Source organism: Serratia sp. TSA_105.2 (assembly GCF_052692115.1).
Genome location: NZ_JBQZFT010000010.1, coordinates 96,585 through 113,433, shown reverse-complemented (window position 1 = coordinate 113,433; position 16,849 = coordinate 96,585). Strand labels below are relative to the sequence as shown.

Genomic DNA, 16,849 nt, shown 5'->3' with positions numbered 1-16,849 from the left:
GGCGCGGCGACATCGTAATTTAAAATCCACAGGGTATATATCACCCGCGCGCTAAATGACAATTAAACGCAGGATCGGCTTTATTTCCGCGTTAGCCTGGAACTCTTTTGCGTTCGCGGGGTCGATTGGCGTGCGAGCGCCTGGCGGTTTTTATACCATAATGAAAGATGTAATGTATTGATATGAAAGATTATAAAAACTCTTCGGGCACAAAAATTCTGCTGCTGTTCAGCCTGGCATTTTACACGCTGTTGCCACCGTTGCTGACGACGGCCGTGTTCAACCGTTTCAATCTTAACCCGTTCGCAATCGTCAAATTTTTTCACTTTAACCCGTTTTTGGCCGATCGGGGCATACCCGGTTATCAGACTTTCTTTTATTTGCTGATGCTATGGTTGGGGCTGAATGTTTTGCTCTGGCTGCTGGTGTGGGGGGCGGGGCAATGGTATCAGCGCTGGCGAGCGCCGCGCGGCTGATATTTTCCCAAAGGAGAGAAGTTGCGTAGGGAAATGGCTTTACATTCAATAATGAGACGTATTATCATTCGCGGCACCGGTGAGGGGAAAAGGGTTGTCTCCTTCTGTGCCCCCCGATCCGGTACGACATTGCTCACATTGCTTCCAATTTTCATGCCAGCCTTGCGCTGGCTTTTTTTATTCCACGCCAAAAACTCTGACGTCGGTGGTCAGTCTCTTTTCATTAACATGATTGTTTAAAAGCCACCGCGTGGCATTAGGGCGTTAGAACAGCGAAAACAGCAACACGACCGGCAGACTCAGCGGCCAGGTTAACCCGATGGTCAGTGCGCTGATACAGCGAATCTTGACGGAGTCCCGGCTAACCAGGTAGGTGAAAACCATTGAAACTAACAGACCAATAAAATAACAGTATTGCGTTGCAACCCACAGCGGTGACATGAAACCCGATCCCAGTTGTATTTTTACGCGCGAATTTTAGGAGCTTGGCGGGTGATAATCAATAACCAAAGGCCGTTTATTCAAACCTTTATCCATAAGAATGCATAATTCTTTTCTATAAAGAACGTAGGGTTATTAACGGCCTTACGTTTATTACCAAAAGAAATCAACAGCATAGTTACCGGTAACATTTCGCGTCAGGCAAGCCCTCTATTTGAGGGGCTGCGCCAGGTCAGAAAAACGTCGACGAGGGATACAGAAAGGGGATAGGACTGTTATCCGTAAATATTATTGATGTATCTGTGGGCGGAAAGGTTAAGGCGGGATAGCGTCAGGTTTCGCTTTCGTGGGCACTTTGGGGACCGGTTTTAGCGCATCGTCCCGATGCGCCGCTTGCCAGCCAGGGAGACGGGTTGTTGTTAATGAATGTTAAGACCGTAGACGAACAGCCACGAAAACAGCAGCGCCAGCAGGCATGCCATAAAAACGATGGAGATCATTTCCTTCACAACTTCATTCCTTTTCCCGGTGAGCTAAATTTACTTCTCTTTGTTTTTGCGCGAAATTTTAGATCGGTATGGGTAAAAATCCTAGTTTTAATCCCTTTTTTTCGCTGGTCCTGCGGCGTAAGCCGCTTCGATAACGCCGTGGCGACGCCGGAGAATCGGGGAGGTTAACCCGTCGTAGCTATTGCTGAACGCCATGAGGCTGACTATATAAAATGGGGACTACGTGGCGTCGAAGGCAGCCGGGCACGTTCCTTCAGGGGCTGTTCATCTGCCTGCGGTGCTTTACTATGGGGTGAAGGAGTCGGCAATGAGCACAAAACCAACTATCGTGCTGGTACACGGATTCTGGGGCGGCGCCGCGCACTGGAGTAAGGTCATCCTCGAGTTGTCACGCAGGGGATATACGGCGATTCATGCGGTGGAAATGCCTTTGACATCGCTGGCTGAGGATGCTGAGCGCACGCGCAAGATGGTCGCGCAGCAAGCGGGACCGGTATTATTGGTGGGGCACTCTTACGGTGGTGCCGTGATCACGGCAATGGGCAACCAGCCTAACGTGGTCGGCCTGGTCTACATCGCCGCCTTTGCGCCGGATGTCGGCGAAAGCCCCGGCGGCATTACGCAAGCGCATCCTCCTGCGGCAGTCGCGAATCTGGCACCGGACAGCGACGGCTATCTGTGGATAAAAGCCGACAAGTTTCACGAGAGTTTTTGCCAGGACCTTACCCCCGACGAGGCGCTGGTGATGGCGGTAGCGCAGAAGGCCCCGCTGGCCGATACCTTCGGTAACACCATCGGCGAACCGGCATGGAAACATAAAACGTCATGGTATCAACTTTCCAGCGACGATCGCATGATAGCGCCGGAGAATCAGCGGCGAATGGCGCAGCGGCTGCAGGCCAAGAAAATCATGGTGCTGAATGCCAGCCATGCCTCGCTGGTTTCCCATGCCGATGAGGTGGCGGGTTTGATTGACGAAGCGGCCGGTTTGAAATAAAGCAGGGGCAGGAAGGTTCGCCGGACTAAAGGGTGGCATTCTGCGACAGATTATCCCTTCGCTGCCTATTACGGCGGACTAAAGAGCCGGCGTAATAGGAGCGAATTAGGGATAAGCGCTGATATCGCTATCGATATTAATGATTAACAGCATCATTAACACCACGAGGGCGGTAATAAGGGCGGCAATAGTCTGCCTTACGCATATCGCCTTAGCGCCCGTTAACGCCGATCATTTCTATTGCCGCACGATGCAATCGCTGAAAATAATCATCGGGTTGTTTTTCTATCTCCTGGATAAGGCTGGCGAGCAGGTTCTGTTTGGTTATCGGCTTGTTGGCGGTCAGTACCAGCAGCACGTTTTTGCCGAGCAGGCAGCATATTTGCTTATGGTATTCATCAACATCGTGCTTGTTGAGGCCATAGAGGGTGTAGTCGATCATGATGTCTAACCTGCTGACAGGTAAATGCCCGCCGCAGCGGGCTGAGAAGCCATAGAAAAATAAAGTGAGGCAAATTTCGCTTAGGAAGAGACTTAAGCGATGGAGTAACGATAACTGAATGGGAATATTCCTATCAAGCCATGTGGGCGCAGAGGCGAATGTTTAGGAATAACCTCAGAAGAACAAATAATAGAGAGGACCGTTCTGGGGAATCTGACTTATTATTGGTGTTGCTGTTGTTTAAAAATCAAACATACGTGATGTAAATATATAATGCAAAAAAGAAACAGCCGGAAAACGGCGTTTTCCGGCTGTGGTGACATACACGCAATGTTATTCACACGGTCTGCTTGCGGAACAGTTCGCGGAATACCGGATAGATATCGTCCGGTTCGCGGATATGCTGCATGGCGAAGTTGTCGAATTTCGCCTGCAGATCCTCGTATTCGCGCCACAGCGTTTGGTGAGCGCGGCGAGTGATTTCTATGTAGCTGTAATAACGCACCATCGGCAAGATCTTCTTCGCCAAAAGCTCGTGACACAGCGGTGAATCGTCGGCCCAGTTATCGCCGTCCGACGCTTGCGCGGCGTAAATATTCCATTGCGCCGGGTCATAACGCTCTTCGACGACGTCGCTCATCAGCTTCAGCGCGCTGGAGACGATGGTGCCGCCGGTTTCCTGCGAATAGAAGAACTCCTGTTCGTCCACCTCTTTCGCTTGGGTGTGATGGCGAATATAGACTACCTCGACGTTTTTGTAGGTTCGGCTCAGGAACAAATAGAGCAGAATGTAAAAACGCTTGGCCATGTCTTTGGTCGCCTGGTCCATCGAGCCGGACACGTCCATCAGGCAGAACATCACCGCCTGGCTGGAGGGCTCCGGCCGGCGTTCATAGTTTTTGTAGCGCAGGTCGAAGGTATCGATAAACGGTACGCTTTCGATTTTCTTGCGCAGTTCGGCAATTTCCTTGCGCAGCCGCTCCTCTTCCAGCAATTGCACGGGTTCGGTGTTTTCCAACTGGGTCAGCGCATCTTCCAGCTCGTGCAATGCGCGTCTTTTACCGGCGGTCATGGCGGTACGCCGCGCCAGCGAATTCTGCAGCGAACGCACGACGCTGATGTTGGCCGGCACGCCGTTGGCGGTATAGCCGGCGCGGTGGGTTTTGAACTCGGTCAACTGCTTGTATTGGTTCTTTTTCAGGTTGGGCAGGGCGAGATCCTCGAACAACAGATCGAGGTATTCGTCTTTGGAGATCTGGAAGACGAATTCATCCTGGCCTTCACCGTCCTGGCTGGCGTTGCCCTGGCCGCCGCCACCGCCTGCGCCTCCCTGAGGCCGCTCAACGCGATCGTTCTGCACGAAGTGGTCATTGCCTGGGTGAACGCGATGGCGAGTGCCGCCGCGTCCCTGATGAAACATCGGTTCGTTGATATCGTCAGTGGGGATGGAGACCGACTCCCCGCTGTCCACGTCGGTGACCGAACGCTTGTTAATGGCTTCGGCAATCGACTGTTTGATTTGCGACTTGTAACGGCGCAAGAAGCGCTGGCGGTTCACCATGCTCTTGTTTTTGCCGTTCAGCCGTCGGTCAATGAAATAGGCCATACTTCCCCCAAACGACGTTGCCAACTCTTCATGTCCCGGTCGCGGCAGCGCAATGAGCCAGCCCCTCCGTGGGCTTCGCTGCAACGTCCATGACTGTGGACATGGCCCTGATAATGCCGCTTACCTGAGGCGTTATGAGGATTTTCTGACCCGCAGATACCATTCACACAGCAGGCGCACCTGCTTGCGGGTATAGCCTTTCTCCATCATGCGGTCGACGAAGTCGTCGTGTTTTTTCTGCTCGTCCGTCGACGTTTTGGCGTTAAACGAGATGACCGGCAACAGCTCTTCGGTATTGGAGAACATTTTCTTCTCGATCACGGTACGCAGCTTCTCGTAGCTGGTCCAGTTCGGATTGCGGCCGTTGTTGTTGGCGCGGGCACGCAGCACGAAGTTCACGATTTCGTTACGGAAATCTTTCGGGTTGCTGATACCGGCCGGTTTCTCAATTTTCTCCAGTTCGGCGTTCAAAGACTCGCGGTCGAACAGCTGACCGGTGTCGGGATCGCGATACTCCTGATCCTGGATCCAGAAGTCCGCGTAGGTCACGTAACGGTCAAAAATGTTCTGTCCGTATTCCGAGTAGGATTCCAGATAGGCGGTCTGGATCTCTTTGCCGATAAACTCGGCGTATTTCGGGATCAGATAGCCTTTCAGGTGTTCCAGGTATTTCTCGGCCAAATCCTGCGGGAACTGTTCGCGTTCGATCTGCTGCTCCAGCACATAGAACAGGTGTACCGGGTTGGCCGCCACCTCGGCGTGATCGAAGTTGAATACCCGCGAGAGGATTTTAAAGGCGAAACGGGTGGAGAGGCCGTTCATGCCTTCGTCAACCCCGGCGTAGTCGCGGTACTCCTGATAGGACTTGGCTTTCGGATCGGTATCCTTGAGGCTTTCGCCGTCATACACGCGCATTTTCGAGTAAATGCTCGAGTTTTCCGGCTCTTTCAACCGCGACAGCACGCTAAACCGCGCCAGCGTTTCGAGGGTGCCCGGCGCGCAGGGCGCATGGGTCAGCTCGCTGTGATCCAGCAGCTTGTCGTAAATCTTGATCTCTTCCGACACGCGCAGGCAGTAAGGCACCTTGACGATGTACACGCGGTCGAGGAACGCTTCGTTGTTCTTGTTGTTGCGGAAGGTCACCCACTCGGATTCGTTGGAGTGCGCCAGAATAATGCCGCTGAACGGCAGGGCGGAGATGCCTTCGGTACCGTTGTAGTTGCCTTCCTGGGTCGCGGTCAGCAGCGGATGCAGCACCTTGATCGGCGCTTTGAACATCTCGACGAACTCCATAATCCCCTGGTTGGCGCGGCACAGGGCGCCGGAGTAGCCGTAGGCGTCCGGATCGTTCTGCGCGTGGTTCTCCAGTTTACGGATATCCACTTTACCGACCAGCGCCGAGATGTCCTGGTTGTTCTCATCGCCTGGTTCGGTTTTGGCGATGGCGATCTGCTCCAGGATGGAAGGGCGCACTTTCACGACTTTAAACTTGGTGATGTCGCCGCCGAACTCATGCAGGCGCTTCGCCGCCCAGGGCGACATGATGGTGCCGAGATAGCGACTCGGGATGTTGAACTCTTTCTCCAGGATCGAGGCATCTTCCTGCGGGTTGAACAGGCACAGCGGGTGATCGTTGACCGGGCTGCGCTCGCCGTTGGCGCTGAGGGTGTAGATGGGCACGCGCTGCATCAACGCCTTGAGACGTTCCGCCAGCGAGGATTTACCGCCGCCCACCGGGCCCAGCAGGTACAAGATCTGTTTCTTCTCTTCCAGGCCCTGCGCGGCGTGTTTCAGGTAAGAGACGATCTGTTCGATGGCCTCTTCCATGCCGTAGAATTCTTCGAAGGCCGGATAGCGTGCGATCACGCGGTTGGAGAACAGGCGCGACAGGCGTGATTCCAGCGCAGTGTCGACCATCACAGGTTCACCGATAGCCATCAGCAGACGTTCGGCCGCGTTGGCATAGGCACTGCGATCTTGCCGGCAAATGGTAAGAAATTCCTGCAGTGTGAACTCTTCGTCCTTGGCAGCTTCGTAGCGCTGGCGATAGTGGTCAAATATGTTCATGATGCCCGTCCTTTCGTTATTAGCACAGGTTAAAGAGAGCGTGTGATAGTGTTCTGGCCCCCGGAAGATGAGAATACGCCTGAGTACAGCAACCCGTATGCCAACTTGGTGCGCTTATTATCGCGAGTTGCGCTGTATGCCACTGGGCCCAGGATAAATTCGCCTTCTGATTTAAGCTTAGTTTGCTTGCCGGAAAATTTCCTGCCGCAGAAAAAGCTTTTTTTAAGTCATATCAATGACTCAGTTATTACTGTGTAAGCCAAATGCCTTGTCTGGCGCGGCCTGCGGGATGAAACGTCATCGTTCCGCCATGATTAATTCATAATTCCGCTATAAGTTATTCGATCTTGGTCGTTTTCTATTGTAAAGATTAGGCGCGCAACTAAATTTTCACATAAACTATTGCGGCTATTAACCCTGTAATTTATGGAAAAAGAACCAGTGAAGATTTCAAAACTCAAAACGCTAGCAATTATCGCTTCCGCAATGGTTTGTGCGCAAAGTGCTCAGGCGGGAACCTGGTCACTTGGCGCTGCCGCGCTGGTTAGCCCGGACGCGTATCGCGGTTATCAGGACCGCGTTTATCCGGTGCCCGTCATCGACTATGAAGGTGACGACTTCTACTTCCGTACTCTGACCGCCGGTTACTACCTGTGGAAAGATCAAGAAAACCAGCTGAGCATCATGGGTTACTACACGCCATGGGGCTACCGTCCGGGCGACAGCGACGACGATCGCATGAAGCGCCTCGACAAGCGTCGCGGCACGCTGATGGCCGGCCTGGCTTATTCGCACAACGCCCAGTGGGGCACTATCCGTACCACTTTCACCGGCGACACGCTGAACAACAGCAACGGGCTGGTGGGCGATGTGGCTTATCTGTACAAGTTTGATCTGGACGCGCTGACGCTGGTCCCGGGCGTGGGCGTGATGTGGAACAGCAAGAACCAGAACAAATATTACTACGGTGTCAGCGCCAATGAATCGCGCCGCAGCGGCCTGGACAGCTACACCCCAGGCGATAGCTGGGCACCGTATCTCGAGCTGAGCGCCAATTACCAGATCAACAAAAGCTGGAATGCCTTCTTCGTCGGCCGCTATGTGAAGTTGTCTGATGAAGTGAAAGACAGTCCGATGGTGGATAAATCCTACACCGGTTTGTTGATGACGGGTGTGAGCTACACCTTCTAATCATGCATTGCACGATTACCGTGCGTGACGTGCATCAAAAAGGGGCGCCTGCGCCCCTTTTGCACATCTGCAGTGCGCTATCGCGCACGGCTCCTCAGGCCTTCTTACGGCTGCGGAAGGTCACACCCAAACGGGCCGGTTGTTCGCCAGCGGCGACCAGCGGTTTGCTGACGCGCCCGGTCTCTACGCAGACCATGGTCTTGTAACCGTCGTTCGGCATATCCCCCATGCTGCAGGAGAGCTCTACGCCCGGGTTCCAGGCGATGACGTCGCTCATATGATGGTGGTGAACCTCTATGGTGCGTGCGAGCGCCGGATCGCGGATCTGGCTGAAGGCCTCCGGGCGGGTGTAGACGCGGTCGGTTTGGCCTATGAAGGTCACTTCGCCCGCCTGGCACGCCTCTGCGCCGCCCGCCACCTTGTCGATATAAGGCTCGCCCAGGCCCGCCACGCTGACCCGATCGATGTCGCCGACCTGGAAGTAGCTGTGCAGCGCCGCCGTAGCCTGATAATCGCCGTGCGATTCCAGCTCGATCTCGCACTCCGCACCCAGCTTGAAGCGGGCAATCAGCGTGAAGGCGTGCGGCCACAGTTTGCGGGTCTGTTCATTGTCTTTCAGGGTAAAGGTCAGGATGACGCCGTTGTCATCTTCATCGTGCGCTGTCAGGCTCCAGGGCTGATTGCGGGCAAAACCGTGGGAGGGTTGTGCTACCGGGCCGAACCACGGCCAGCAGATCGGCACGCCGCCGCGGATGGCCTTGCCTTTGGCAAAGGGGGTATTGCTGCTGAGCCAAATCACCGGCTGCTCACCGCTGGGCTGCCAGGCCAGCAAATGGGCGCCTTGCAGCGCGACGGCCGCGCGCACTTTCGGGTGCGACACCACAACCACGCCCAGTTCATCGAGTTGACGCAGGCTGATGTAAGGCGAAATCTGTTCGGAAACGGGCAGGGTGAAAATTTTCTCGTTCATTTCATTACCTATTGTTTGCCGGAGAGACAAATAAAAAAGGGCGACAAAAATGTCGCCCTCATTATCAGCTTAACATCATGCCATTACTTGGAGATGTGAGCGATCAGATCCAGAACCTTGTTGGAATAACCGGTTTCGTTGTCGTACCAGGAAACCAGTTTCACGAAGTTGTCGTTCAGTGCGATACCGGCTTTGGCATCGAACACGGAAGTCAGCACTTCGCCGTTGAAATCGGTGGAAACCACGTCGTCTTCAACGTAGCCCAGAACGCCTTTCATAGAACCTTCAGCGGCATCTTTGATGGCTTTCTTGATTTCTTCGTAGGTAGCCGCTTTTTCCAGACGCACGGTCAGGTCAACAACGGATACGTTTGGCGTCGGTACGCGGAACGCCATACCGGTCAGTTTGCCTTTCAGCTCTGGCAGAACAACGCCAACCGCTTTCGCTGCGCCGGTAGAAGAAGGGATGATGTTCTGGGATGCGCCGCGGCCGCCGCGCCAGTCTTTGTGGGACGGGCCATCAACGGTTTTCTGCGTGGCGGTGGTCGCGTGAACGGTGGTCATCAGGCCTTCAACGATACCGAAGTTGTCGTTGATGACTTTAGCCAGTGGCGCCAGGCAGTTGGTGGTGCAAGAGGCGTTGGACACGATGTCCTGGCCGGCATATTTATCAAAGTTGGCGCCACGCACGAACATTGGGGTCGCATCTTTGGATGGGCCAGTCAGAACGACTTTTTTAGCGCCAGCGGTGATGTGTTTACGTGCGGTTTCGTCGGTCAGGAAGATACCGGTCGCTTCAGCAACCACGTCAACGCCCACTTCGTTCCACTTCAGGTTAGCCGGGTCTTTCTCTGCGGTAACACGGATGGTTTTGCCGTTAACAACCAGGTGGCCGTCTTTAACTTCTACCGTACCGTTGAAACGGCCGTGAGTAGAGTCATACTTCAGCATGTAAGCCATGTACTCTGCGTCCAACAGGTCGTTGATTGCAACGATCTCGATGTCAGAACGCTCTTGAGCAGCACGGAAAACAATGCGACCGATACGGCCAAAACCGTTGATACCTACTTTGATAGTCATATATTCCACCAGCTATTTGTTAGTGAATAAAAGGTTGGTTGTAAAATTACAAAAACCTTACCCAGCGTCAAGCGGAATCGTGTCAATTCTTGCGGCAAGTCAAACCGGAAGGGTGGTTTTGCACGCTTATTGCACAGTCCATTTGCGCTCGGCCTCATCCGTTATATGGGGACAAGCCGCCAAGTATAAAGTCAGCATACGCAAGATGTGTGATCGCTATCACATATCATCGTGACGTGGCCTTTATGGGCTACAGTTTAGGCCAAAAACCCCTGCAGCGGTGTTAATTTTTTGTTATTATTAATCATTGTTTTCGTTGACATTATCCACATTCAGAGATAGGCACAAATGGCTAAAGAGACAACCCCCGGTCATCCGGTCACGGAACTGAATGAAATCCAACGTTATGTGACGCAACAGCGCGGCACCGAAGCGCCGTTCAGCGGCAAATTGCTGCACAACAAGCGCGAGGGCGTGTACCATTGCCTGTGCTGTAACCAGCCGCTGTTCTATTCCGAAACCAAATACGATTCCGGCTGCGGCTGGCCGAGCTTTTATGAGCCGGTTTCCGCCGATGCAATCCGTTATCTTGATGATAATTCACATAATATGCACCGTGTTGAAATCCGCTGCGGCCATTGCGACGCGCACCTGGGGCACGTTTTCCCCGATGGCCCGCAGCCGACCGGTGACCGTTATTGCGTCAACTCCGCCTCGCTGAGTTTCACCGATGGCGAAAATGGCGACCAAACGGCCGGCTAAGTGGTAATTTAACCAACAAAATCGATTCAGCTAATTATTCATCCGTAAGCGAGAAGGGCTCTGATGGACGTGAAAGATCTGATTGCGGCGATGACGCCCGAGATATACCAGCGCCTGGTACAGGCGGTTGAGCTGGGCAAATGGCCGGACGGCGTGGCGCTGACGCCGGAGCAAAAAGAAAACAGCCTGCAGGCGGTGATGCTGTGGCAGTCGATGAACAACGTCGATCCGCAGCACATGAGCATCGGCACCGACGGGCAGATCGTGATGAAGAGCAAGCAAGAGCTGAAACAGCAGTTCGTTGCCGAGCCGCTGGCCAAACTCAAACCGCAGTAAGGCTGCTCTAAAGCGGGGCGATGACGCCATCGCCCCGTCGATTCACCGTTTTTCGCCCTTAATCCCCAGCGATTCCGCCAGCTGCTGCGCCAGCCGGTTATTGTCGTCCGCGCCGTACTCCCAGAACATCGCCCCACCCAATCCCTGGCTTTTGATGTACTCGGCTTTGATAGCCACCGAACGCGGGTTCTCGTAGGAGATAGCGAACAGCGGTTTGCCTGCGGCAGATTGCAGCGTCAGGTAAGGCACCTTGGCGTCGTCATCCCAGTGTTCGCGAAAACGATGCTGCGGATCGTTGAGCAATTTGCTGACGATATCGTGGTATTTAAAGTAAGTGTCTTTGCTGAGATCCAGCCCCAACGCGTTGAACAGGGCGGTTTCTCGCTTGCTAAAGTCAGGCTGCGTCACCGGATGCTTGGCGGCGTCCGGCTTGTCCCAGTCGATGCCCGCCTCGGTCGCCCGTTTCGGTACCCGGCCGTAGAAACCGATGCCCAGGTTCATCTGTGCCGGTTTCAGTCCGGCAGCCAGATAATTCTTTACCACGAAATCGGCGCTGTAGCGGTCGGCGGCCGCCACGGTTGGCCAACGCTTTGAATCGTACAGGTTGGCATTGAAGTACTGCGTGCCGTAAGCCATGTCGTAGGTCATCAGATTGATGTAGTCGAGGTAAGGGGCAATGCTTTTCACATCGACCCATTCCTGCGGGCTTTTGACGTTGGCCCCGACGGCGATGGTTAACAGCTTGCCTTTACCCAGTGCCTGGTGAAGCTCTTTCAGCAGCAGGGTGAAGTTGTCGCGATCTGCCGGTTGGCTTTCCACCAGCCCCCAGGCGCCGTTCACCGGATATTCCCAGTCCAGATCGATACCATCCAGCTGATATTGGGCGATCACCTGCAGCGCGGAGCGAATGAATATCGCCCGATTTTCCTCGGTAGCGGCGGTGGCGCAGAAGCCCCGTGCGCCCCAGCCGCCGACCGACAGCAGCACTTTCAGCTCGGGGTTCTGTTTGCGCAGCACCGGCAGCCATTGCAGATCGGCCGTGACTTTCGGCGACAGGTAGATCTGGTGGCGGCGAGCGGGGTCTTTCAGCGCCGCATTGGTTTCATCTTTCTCGCCGTTGTAGATCAGGCCGAAAGAATAGTTGAGGTGGGTGATTTGCGTGACGTCCAGCTTGTCGATGTCGCCACCGGGGCCAGCGGTGACGTCGCCGCCGCCGTTAAAGTAGCCGACGGAGAGATAAGCCGCCTGGGCCGTGCCTGCGCCGGCCATAGCCAACTGCACCGCCGCCAGCAATGGCAGCAGTTTTCGGGTTATTTTCATGTCTGTCTCCTTGGGTCGGCAAGGCCGACCGTACCGCCAGAGGCGGTCACAATAAAACCGGGCTCAGCGGGCCCCGGATGCGTATAACCGATTGACGCCAAAAGCGTCGCAGCCATAACAGCAAAAGCGCCTGCCGGTCACAAGCCGTTGGGGAAGAAGAAGGGCGGTATTGTGAGCGGCGTCGATATTTTCGCCGCCGCGCAGAGAGGGCGCCGGTGGCGCCCTGGAGGATTTAGTTGGCGAGAAATTGTGACAGGGTAACCAGTTGTGCACCGGCGTGCGCCATGTCCTGCAGCGCCCGCTCGCTGTCGTCCGGCTGCAGATTCACGCCGCGGCAGCCGTCGACGATCACCTGCGTTGGATAGCCGGCAGCCAGCGCATCCAGCACGCTGAACTTCACGCAGTAGTCGGTCGCCAGGCCCATGATTGCCAGCCGCCGGACGCCCTGCGATTGCAGCCAGCCGTGCAGTTCGGTCTGCGCACGGTGGCCGTTATCGAAGAACGCGCTGTAGCTGTCGATGTCCGTCTCCTGCCCTTTGCGAAAAACGGCATTGATGTGTTGCCGCTGCAACCGGGGGTGAAAATCGGCGCCGTGGCTCCCTTGTACGCAGTGCACCGGCCACCATACCTGCGGCAGGCCTTCCAGCTCGCCGAGGGTACCGACCTGCGCATGGGAGTTCACCGCAAAGCTGCGGTGATTGGCGGGGTGCCAGTCCTGGCTGGCCACCACCGGTTCGCCGCGAGCCAGACAGGCGGCGATCGCCTGATTGGCGATCGGGATGACGGCGTCGCCCGCCGTGACCGCCAACGCGCCGCCGGGGCAGAAATCGTTTTGCAGATCGATCAACAACAGGGCCGTTTTCATCGCCGCTCCAGAGTTCAGTAGGTTAACCGTTGATGCTCAGTTCGCCGCGCAGATCTTGCTGCATCAGGGCGCGGATTTGTTCCGGCGTCAGCGGCTGGCTCAGCAGGTAGTGCAGCTTGGTCAGGGCGGCTTCCACCGTCATGTCGAAACCGCTGATCACCCCGGCGTGCGCCAATGCGTTGCCGGTGGCGTAGCCTTCCATATTGACGCGCCCGGAGATGCACTGCGTCAGGTTGACCACCACGATGCCGCGTTCGGAGGCCGCACGCAACTCGTCGATCAGCTCGGCTTTCTGCGGCGCATTACCGACGCCGTAGGAGCGCAGGATCAGCGCCTTGACCGGCTGCAGCAGGAAATTGCGCACCACCGCGCCGGAAATGCCCGGATAGATGGTGACCACGCCGATCGGCTGCGGCGTGATGTCGTGAACCCGTAACGCGCCGTTGCAAGCCGGGCTGTCGATGCCGTGCTGGCGGCGAATGTGGATGCCGGCTTCCAGCAGCGGTGGCAGATTCGGGGAGGCGAAGGCGTCGAAGCCGTCGGCGTGCGCTTTGGTGGTGCGGTTGCCGCGGAACAGCTTGTTGTTGAAGAACAGGCTGACTTCGTTCACCGGATGGTTAGCCGCCAGATACAGCGCGTTGAGCAGGTTGGTCTGGCCATCGGAGCGCAGCTCCGCCAGCGGAATCTGCGAACCGGTGACGATCACCGGTTTAGCCAGGTTTTCCAGCATGAAGGAAAGCGCCGACGCGGTGAACGCCATGGTGTCGGTGCCGTGCAGGATCACGAAGCCGTCGTAGCGATCGTAGTTCTGCTTGATGTCGTCGGCGATGTGCTGCCAGTCTTCCGGCGTCATGTCCGAAGAGTCAATCAGTGGCGCGTATTCGTGAATGGTGAAATCCGGCATTTCCGGGCGGTGGAATTCGGGCATCAGCGCCAGCTGGCGCTGCAGGTGGCCAGAAACCGGGATATAGCCGTGATCGGAACGCTGCATGCCGATGGTGCCGCCGGTGTAGGCGACGTAAATGGATTTCTTTTGCATGGTCATGATTTTAACAAAGATAAGATGGGCTGAATTATAGGGGCATAGCGGCAGAAAAAAAGCCCGACGATGGCCGGGCTGCAGAATTATTTGTTAGCGGACTTCTCCGCAGGTCAGGCAGATCGCATAACGGTTTTGCGGATCGTTCAGGTTATTGAACAAGCCCGGCTGTTCTTTCACCGCGTTGGCGACCGAAGCCAGCGGGGCGGGCAACATGGCCTGAATCGCCGCCGGCAGCATGGCGTGAATGGAAACGCCGAACTGGCTGAGCACCATATCGCTCAGGCTTGGGGTATCGACGAACCAGTCGAGCTGCCACTGCTGCAGCTTCGCCAGCTCGGCGGCTTTCTTCACCGCGTCGTCGAAATCACCCAATTGATCGACCAGGCCGTTGGCTTTGGCGTCGCTGCCGAGCCAGACGTGGCCCTGGGCGATTTGGTCAACCTGTTGCGGGGTCATCTTGCGCGATTTGGCAACCAGATCGAGGAAGTTCTTATACCCGTTTTCGATATTCAGCTGCATCATCTGCGAGAACTCCTGCGGCAACGCCTTGGTGACCGCAATATCGGCCAGCGGCGAGGTCGCCACGCCGTCGGTGTGCACGCCCAGCGTATCCAGGGTTTTCTCGTAGGTATTGATGATGCCGAAAATGCCGATGGAACCGGTCAGGGTGCTCGGGCTGGCGATGATGTAGTCGGCCGGCGTTGAAACCCAGTAGCCGCCCGATGCGGCCATGCCGCCCATCGAGACCACCACCGGTTTGCCGGCGGCGCGCACGGCGGCCAGTTCGGAGCGGATCACTTCGGATGCGCTGACGCTGCCGCCCGGGCTGTTGACGCGGAACACCACGGCTTTGATGGCGGGATCCAGACGTGCCTGACGCAGCTCGGCGGCGGTAGTATCACCTCCGACGTTACCCGGCGTTTGCGGGCCGTCCATGATGGCGCCGTTGGCGAAGACGACGGCGATCTTGCCGCCCTGGTTGGCATCCGGCTTCGGCTGATAGTCGTAGATGCTGATGGCGTTGAAATCGTTCGCCTGTTTGTCCCAGCCGAAGGTCTTGACCAGCTGATTTTCGATCGCGGTGCGCGACGCCAGCTCGTCCACCAGCTTATTGTCCAGCGCATAGCGAGCGGTGTCGCCACCGGCCGCCTGCAGGCCGCTCAGCACGCCGGCGGCGCCCGGGAACAGCTGCTGCGGTGTCAGTTGGCGGTTGGCCGCGACGGTCTCCAGGTAGTTCTGCCACAGACCGCCGATCCAACGGCTGTCCGCTTCGCGCGCCGCCGGGGACATATCGTCGCGGATCAGCGGTTCGACCGCCGATTTATAGGTGCCGACGCGGAAGATATTGGTGGTGACCTTGAGCATGTCCAGCAACGACTTGTAGTACAGGTTGTTGGTGGCGAAACCGTGCAGATCGACCGCGCCCTGTGGCGACAGGTAGACCTTGTTGGCGTAGCTGGCCAGATAGTATTGCGTCTGGTTGTAGCTGTCGCCGATGGCGAAGATCGGCTTGCCGCTGTCGCGGAACTCGCGCAGCGCTTTGCCGATGTAGCGCAGCGACGGCTGATCGGCGCCGGCGAAGTCATTCAGCTGCAACACCATGCCGGTAATGTTTTTGTCGTCTTTGGCCTTGCGGATACTGTCCACCACGTCGAACAGCGAGTTTTCCTGCAGGCGGCTGCTGGAGGCACCCAACAGCTCGCGGCCCCATTGCCGCACCCGGTTGTTTACCGAAGGCTGATCGACCACCACGCCGCTTAAATCGACCAGCAGCGCGCCGCGCGCCGGGGCCGTCGAGGTGGAGGAACTTTGGAAGGACAGATAGATGCCGACCCCAACCAGGATCAGCAAGACCAGGAACAGGTTAAGGATCAGTTCCCTGATAAAATTCAGCAGACGCCATGTCCACCGGAAAATGCCGGCAATAATTTGCCACAATGTGCGCATGTGCTCTCCAACAAGAGTCGAGAATGTTCCGCTATCCTAATGAGCGGCCGGGTAAATGTCAGCTTTAAATCGTGGCACTCAGACGCTATCGCCGAGGCTGTAACTCGTCGTTTAGCTATGTTAACGTGGCCGGAATGAAAATTGTTATCAGGAGTTTACGATGGATGCTCTGGATCTTTTATTGAATCGCCGCTCGGCTTCGCGCCTGGCGGAACCGGCGCCGGCGGGGGAAGTACGCCAAAATATCATCAACGCGGGCCTGCGTGCGCCCGATCACGGCGCGCTGCAGCCGTGGCGTTTCGTGATGATCGAAAATCAGGGTCTTGAGCGCTTCAGCCAGCTGCTGCAGGCGGCGGCGAAGCAGGATCAACTGGACGAAGCGGCGATCGAAAAGGCCACCAAGGCGCCGTTCCGCGCACCGCTGATCATTACCGTCATCGCGCACTGCACTGAAGAAACCAAGGTGCCGCGCTGGGAGCAGGTGGTTTCTGCCGGTTGCGCGGTACAGGCAATGCAAATGGCGGCGTTGGCGCAGGGCTTTAACGGCATCTGGCGTACCGGCGCCTGGACCGAGCATGCGCTGGTGCGTGAAGCCTTCGGCTGCCGCGAGCAGGACGAGATCGTCGGCTTCCTCTATCTGGGCACCCCGCAGCTGAAGGCCGCCACCAAGGTGACGCCGCCGGACAGCACGCCTTTCGTCAGCTATTTCTGAGTTTTCTCCCGCGGGGCGCGGCGAAAATGCGCCAAACTCCGCAAAATCGCATGGTTTCTGAGCAGGCCGCTCGCTTATCGGCGGCCC

The 16,849-nt window shown here is 56.3% G+C and carries 16 protein-coding genes; 6 read left to right on the top strand and 10 right to left on the bottom strand.

What is annotated here, in order from left to right; translation table 11 throughout:
* The first annotated feature begins 182 nt into the window (after positions 1-182).
* Entirely contained in the window at positions 183-476 is a 294-nt protein-coding gene (locus ACUTSC_RS21700) for a hypothetical protein (protein ID WP_197767399.1), read from the top strand.
* Between the two features lie 264 nt (positions 477-740).
* Here the strand turns inward: ACUTSC_RS21700 and ACUTSC_RS21695 are convergent, their stop codons facing one another.
* Positions 741-917, bottom strand: a complete 177-nt coding sequence (locus ACUTSC_RS21695) for a GhoT/OrtT family toxin (RefSeq protein ID WP_197767398.1) — start codon at positions 915-917, stop codon at positions 741-743.
* A gap of 816 nt (positions 918-1,733) precedes the next feature.
* Between ACUTSC_RS21695 and ACUTSC_RS21690 the strand changes: the two genes are divergently transcribed.
* Complete coding sequence (locus ACUTSC_RS21690; RefSeq protein ID WP_197767397.1) at positions 1,734-2,423, top strand: alpha/beta fold hydrolase; 690 nt, start codon at positions 1,734-1,736, stop codon at positions 2,421-2,423.
* 211 nt (positions 2,424-2,634) lie between these two features.
* On the opposite strand, the gene ACUTSC_RS21685 is transcribed toward ACUTSC_RS21690, so the two are convergent.
* The 3 genes from ACUTSC_RS21685 to yeaG form a co-directional block, all read right to left on the bottom strand.
* Positions 2,635-2,865 carry a hypothetical protein gene (locus tag ACUTSC_RS21685; protein ID WP_004932237.1) on the bottom strand — a complete coding sequence of 77 codons (231 nt, stop codon included), beginning with the start codon at positions 2,863-2,865 and terminating at the stop codon, positions 2,635-2,637.
* Between the two features lie 337 nt (positions 2,866-3,202).
* Positions 3,203-4,471 carry a DUF444 family protein gene (locus ACUTSC_RS21680; RefSeq protein ID WP_197767396.1) on the bottom strand — a complete coding sequence of 423 codons (1,269 nt, stop codon included), beginning with the start codon at positions 4,469-4,471 and terminating at the stop codon, positions 3,203-3,205.
* Positions 4,472-4,603: 132 nt separating this feature from the next.
* Positions 4,604-6,538, bottom strand: coding sequence for a protein kinase YeaG (gene yeaG, locus ACUTSC_RS21675; protein WP_025303096.1), 1,935 nt, complete (start codon positions 6,536-6,538; stop codon positions 4,604-4,606).
* Positions 6,539-6,964: 426 nt separating this feature from the next.
* Between yeaG and ACUTSC_RS21670 the strand changes: the two genes are divergently transcribed.
* Positions 6,965-7,729, top strand: coding sequence for a MipA/OmpV family protein (locus ACUTSC_RS21670; protein ID WP_063990128.1), 765 nt, complete (start codon positions 6,965-6,967; stop codon positions 7,727-7,729).
* A gap of 94 nt (positions 7,730-7,823) precedes the next feature.
* On the opposite strand, the gene ACUTSC_RS21665 is transcribed toward ACUTSC_RS21670, so the two are convergent.
* Together ACUTSC_RS21665 and gapA are read right to left on the bottom strand one after the other, a co-directional pair.
* The gene (locus tag ACUTSC_RS21665) at positions 7,824-8,699 is read right to left on the bottom strand and encodes a D-hexose-6-phosphate mutarotase (RefSeq protein WP_197767395.1); all 876 of its coding nucleotides are present in this window, start codon (positions 8,697-8,699) and stop codon (positions 7,824-7,826) included.
* A gap of 83 nt (positions 8,700-8,782) precedes the next feature.
* A complete protein-coding gene (gene gapA / locus ACUTSC_RS21660; protein WP_004932222.1) occupies positions 8,783-9,778 on the bottom strand; it encodes a glyceraldehyde-3-phosphate dehydrogenase in 996 nt (331 codons plus the stop codon).
* A 348-nt stretch (positions 9,779-10,126) separates the two neighbouring features.
* Between gapA and msrB the strand changes: the two genes are divergently transcribed.
* On the top strand, positions 10,127-10,540 hold the full coding sequence (msrB, locus tag ACUTSC_RS21655) for a peptide-methionine (R)-S-oxide reductase MsrB (protein ID WP_004932219.1): 414 nt from the start codon (positions 10,127-10,129) through the stop codon (positions 10,538-10,540).
* A gap of 63 nt (positions 10,541-10,603) precedes the next feature.
* On the top strand, positions 10,604-10,876 hold the full coding sequence (locus tag ACUTSC_RS21650) for a YeaC family protein (protein WP_033634809.1): 273 nt from the start codon (positions 10,604-10,606) through the stop codon (positions 10,874-10,876).
* 42 nt (positions 10,877-10,918) lie between these two features.
* Here ACUTSC_RS21650 and ACUTSC_RS21645 read toward each other — a convergent pair whose 3' ends face one another.
* From ACUTSC_RS21645 to sppA, 4 genes are all read right to left on the bottom strand, one after another.
* Positions 10,919-12,196 (bottom strand): glycoside hydrolase family 18 protein, encoded by a 1,278-nt coding sequence (locus ACUTSC_RS21645; protein ID WP_445653546.1) that lies wholly within the window; start codon positions 12,194-12,196, stop codon positions 10,919-10,921.
* Between the two features lie 232 nt (positions 12,197-12,428).
* Complete coding sequence (pncA, locus tag ACUTSC_RS21640) at positions 12,429-13,061, bottom strand: bifunctional nicotinamidase/pyrazinamidase (RefSeq protein WP_197767393.1); 633 nt, start codon at positions 13,059-13,061, stop codon at positions 12,429-12,431.
* Between the two features lie 22 nt (positions 13,062-13,083).
* On the bottom strand, positions 13,084-14,100 hold the full coding sequence (gene ansA / locus ACUTSC_RS21635; protein ID WP_047730911.1) for an asparaginase: 1,017 nt from the start codon (positions 14,098-14,100) through the stop codon (positions 13,084-13,086).
* A 93-nt stretch (positions 14,101-14,193) separates the two neighbouring features.
* Positions 14,194-16,050 (bottom strand): signal peptide peptidase SppA, encoded by a 1,857-nt coding sequence (sppA, locus tag ACUTSC_RS21630; RefSeq protein ID WP_103101069.1) that lies wholly within the window; start codon positions 16,048-16,050, stop codon positions 14,194-14,196.
* Positions 16,051-16,210: 160 nt separating this feature from the next.
* Here sppA and ACUTSC_RS21625 point away from each other — a divergent pair, with 160 nt between their 5' ends.
* Positions 16,211-16,762: an NAD(P)H nitroreductase gene (locus ACUTSC_RS21625; protein ID WP_004932204.1), complete on the top strand. Its 552-nt coding sequence runs from the start codon at positions 16,211-16,213 to the stop codon at positions 16,760-16,762.
* The last annotated feature ends 87 nt before the right edge of the window (positions 16,763-16,849 follow it).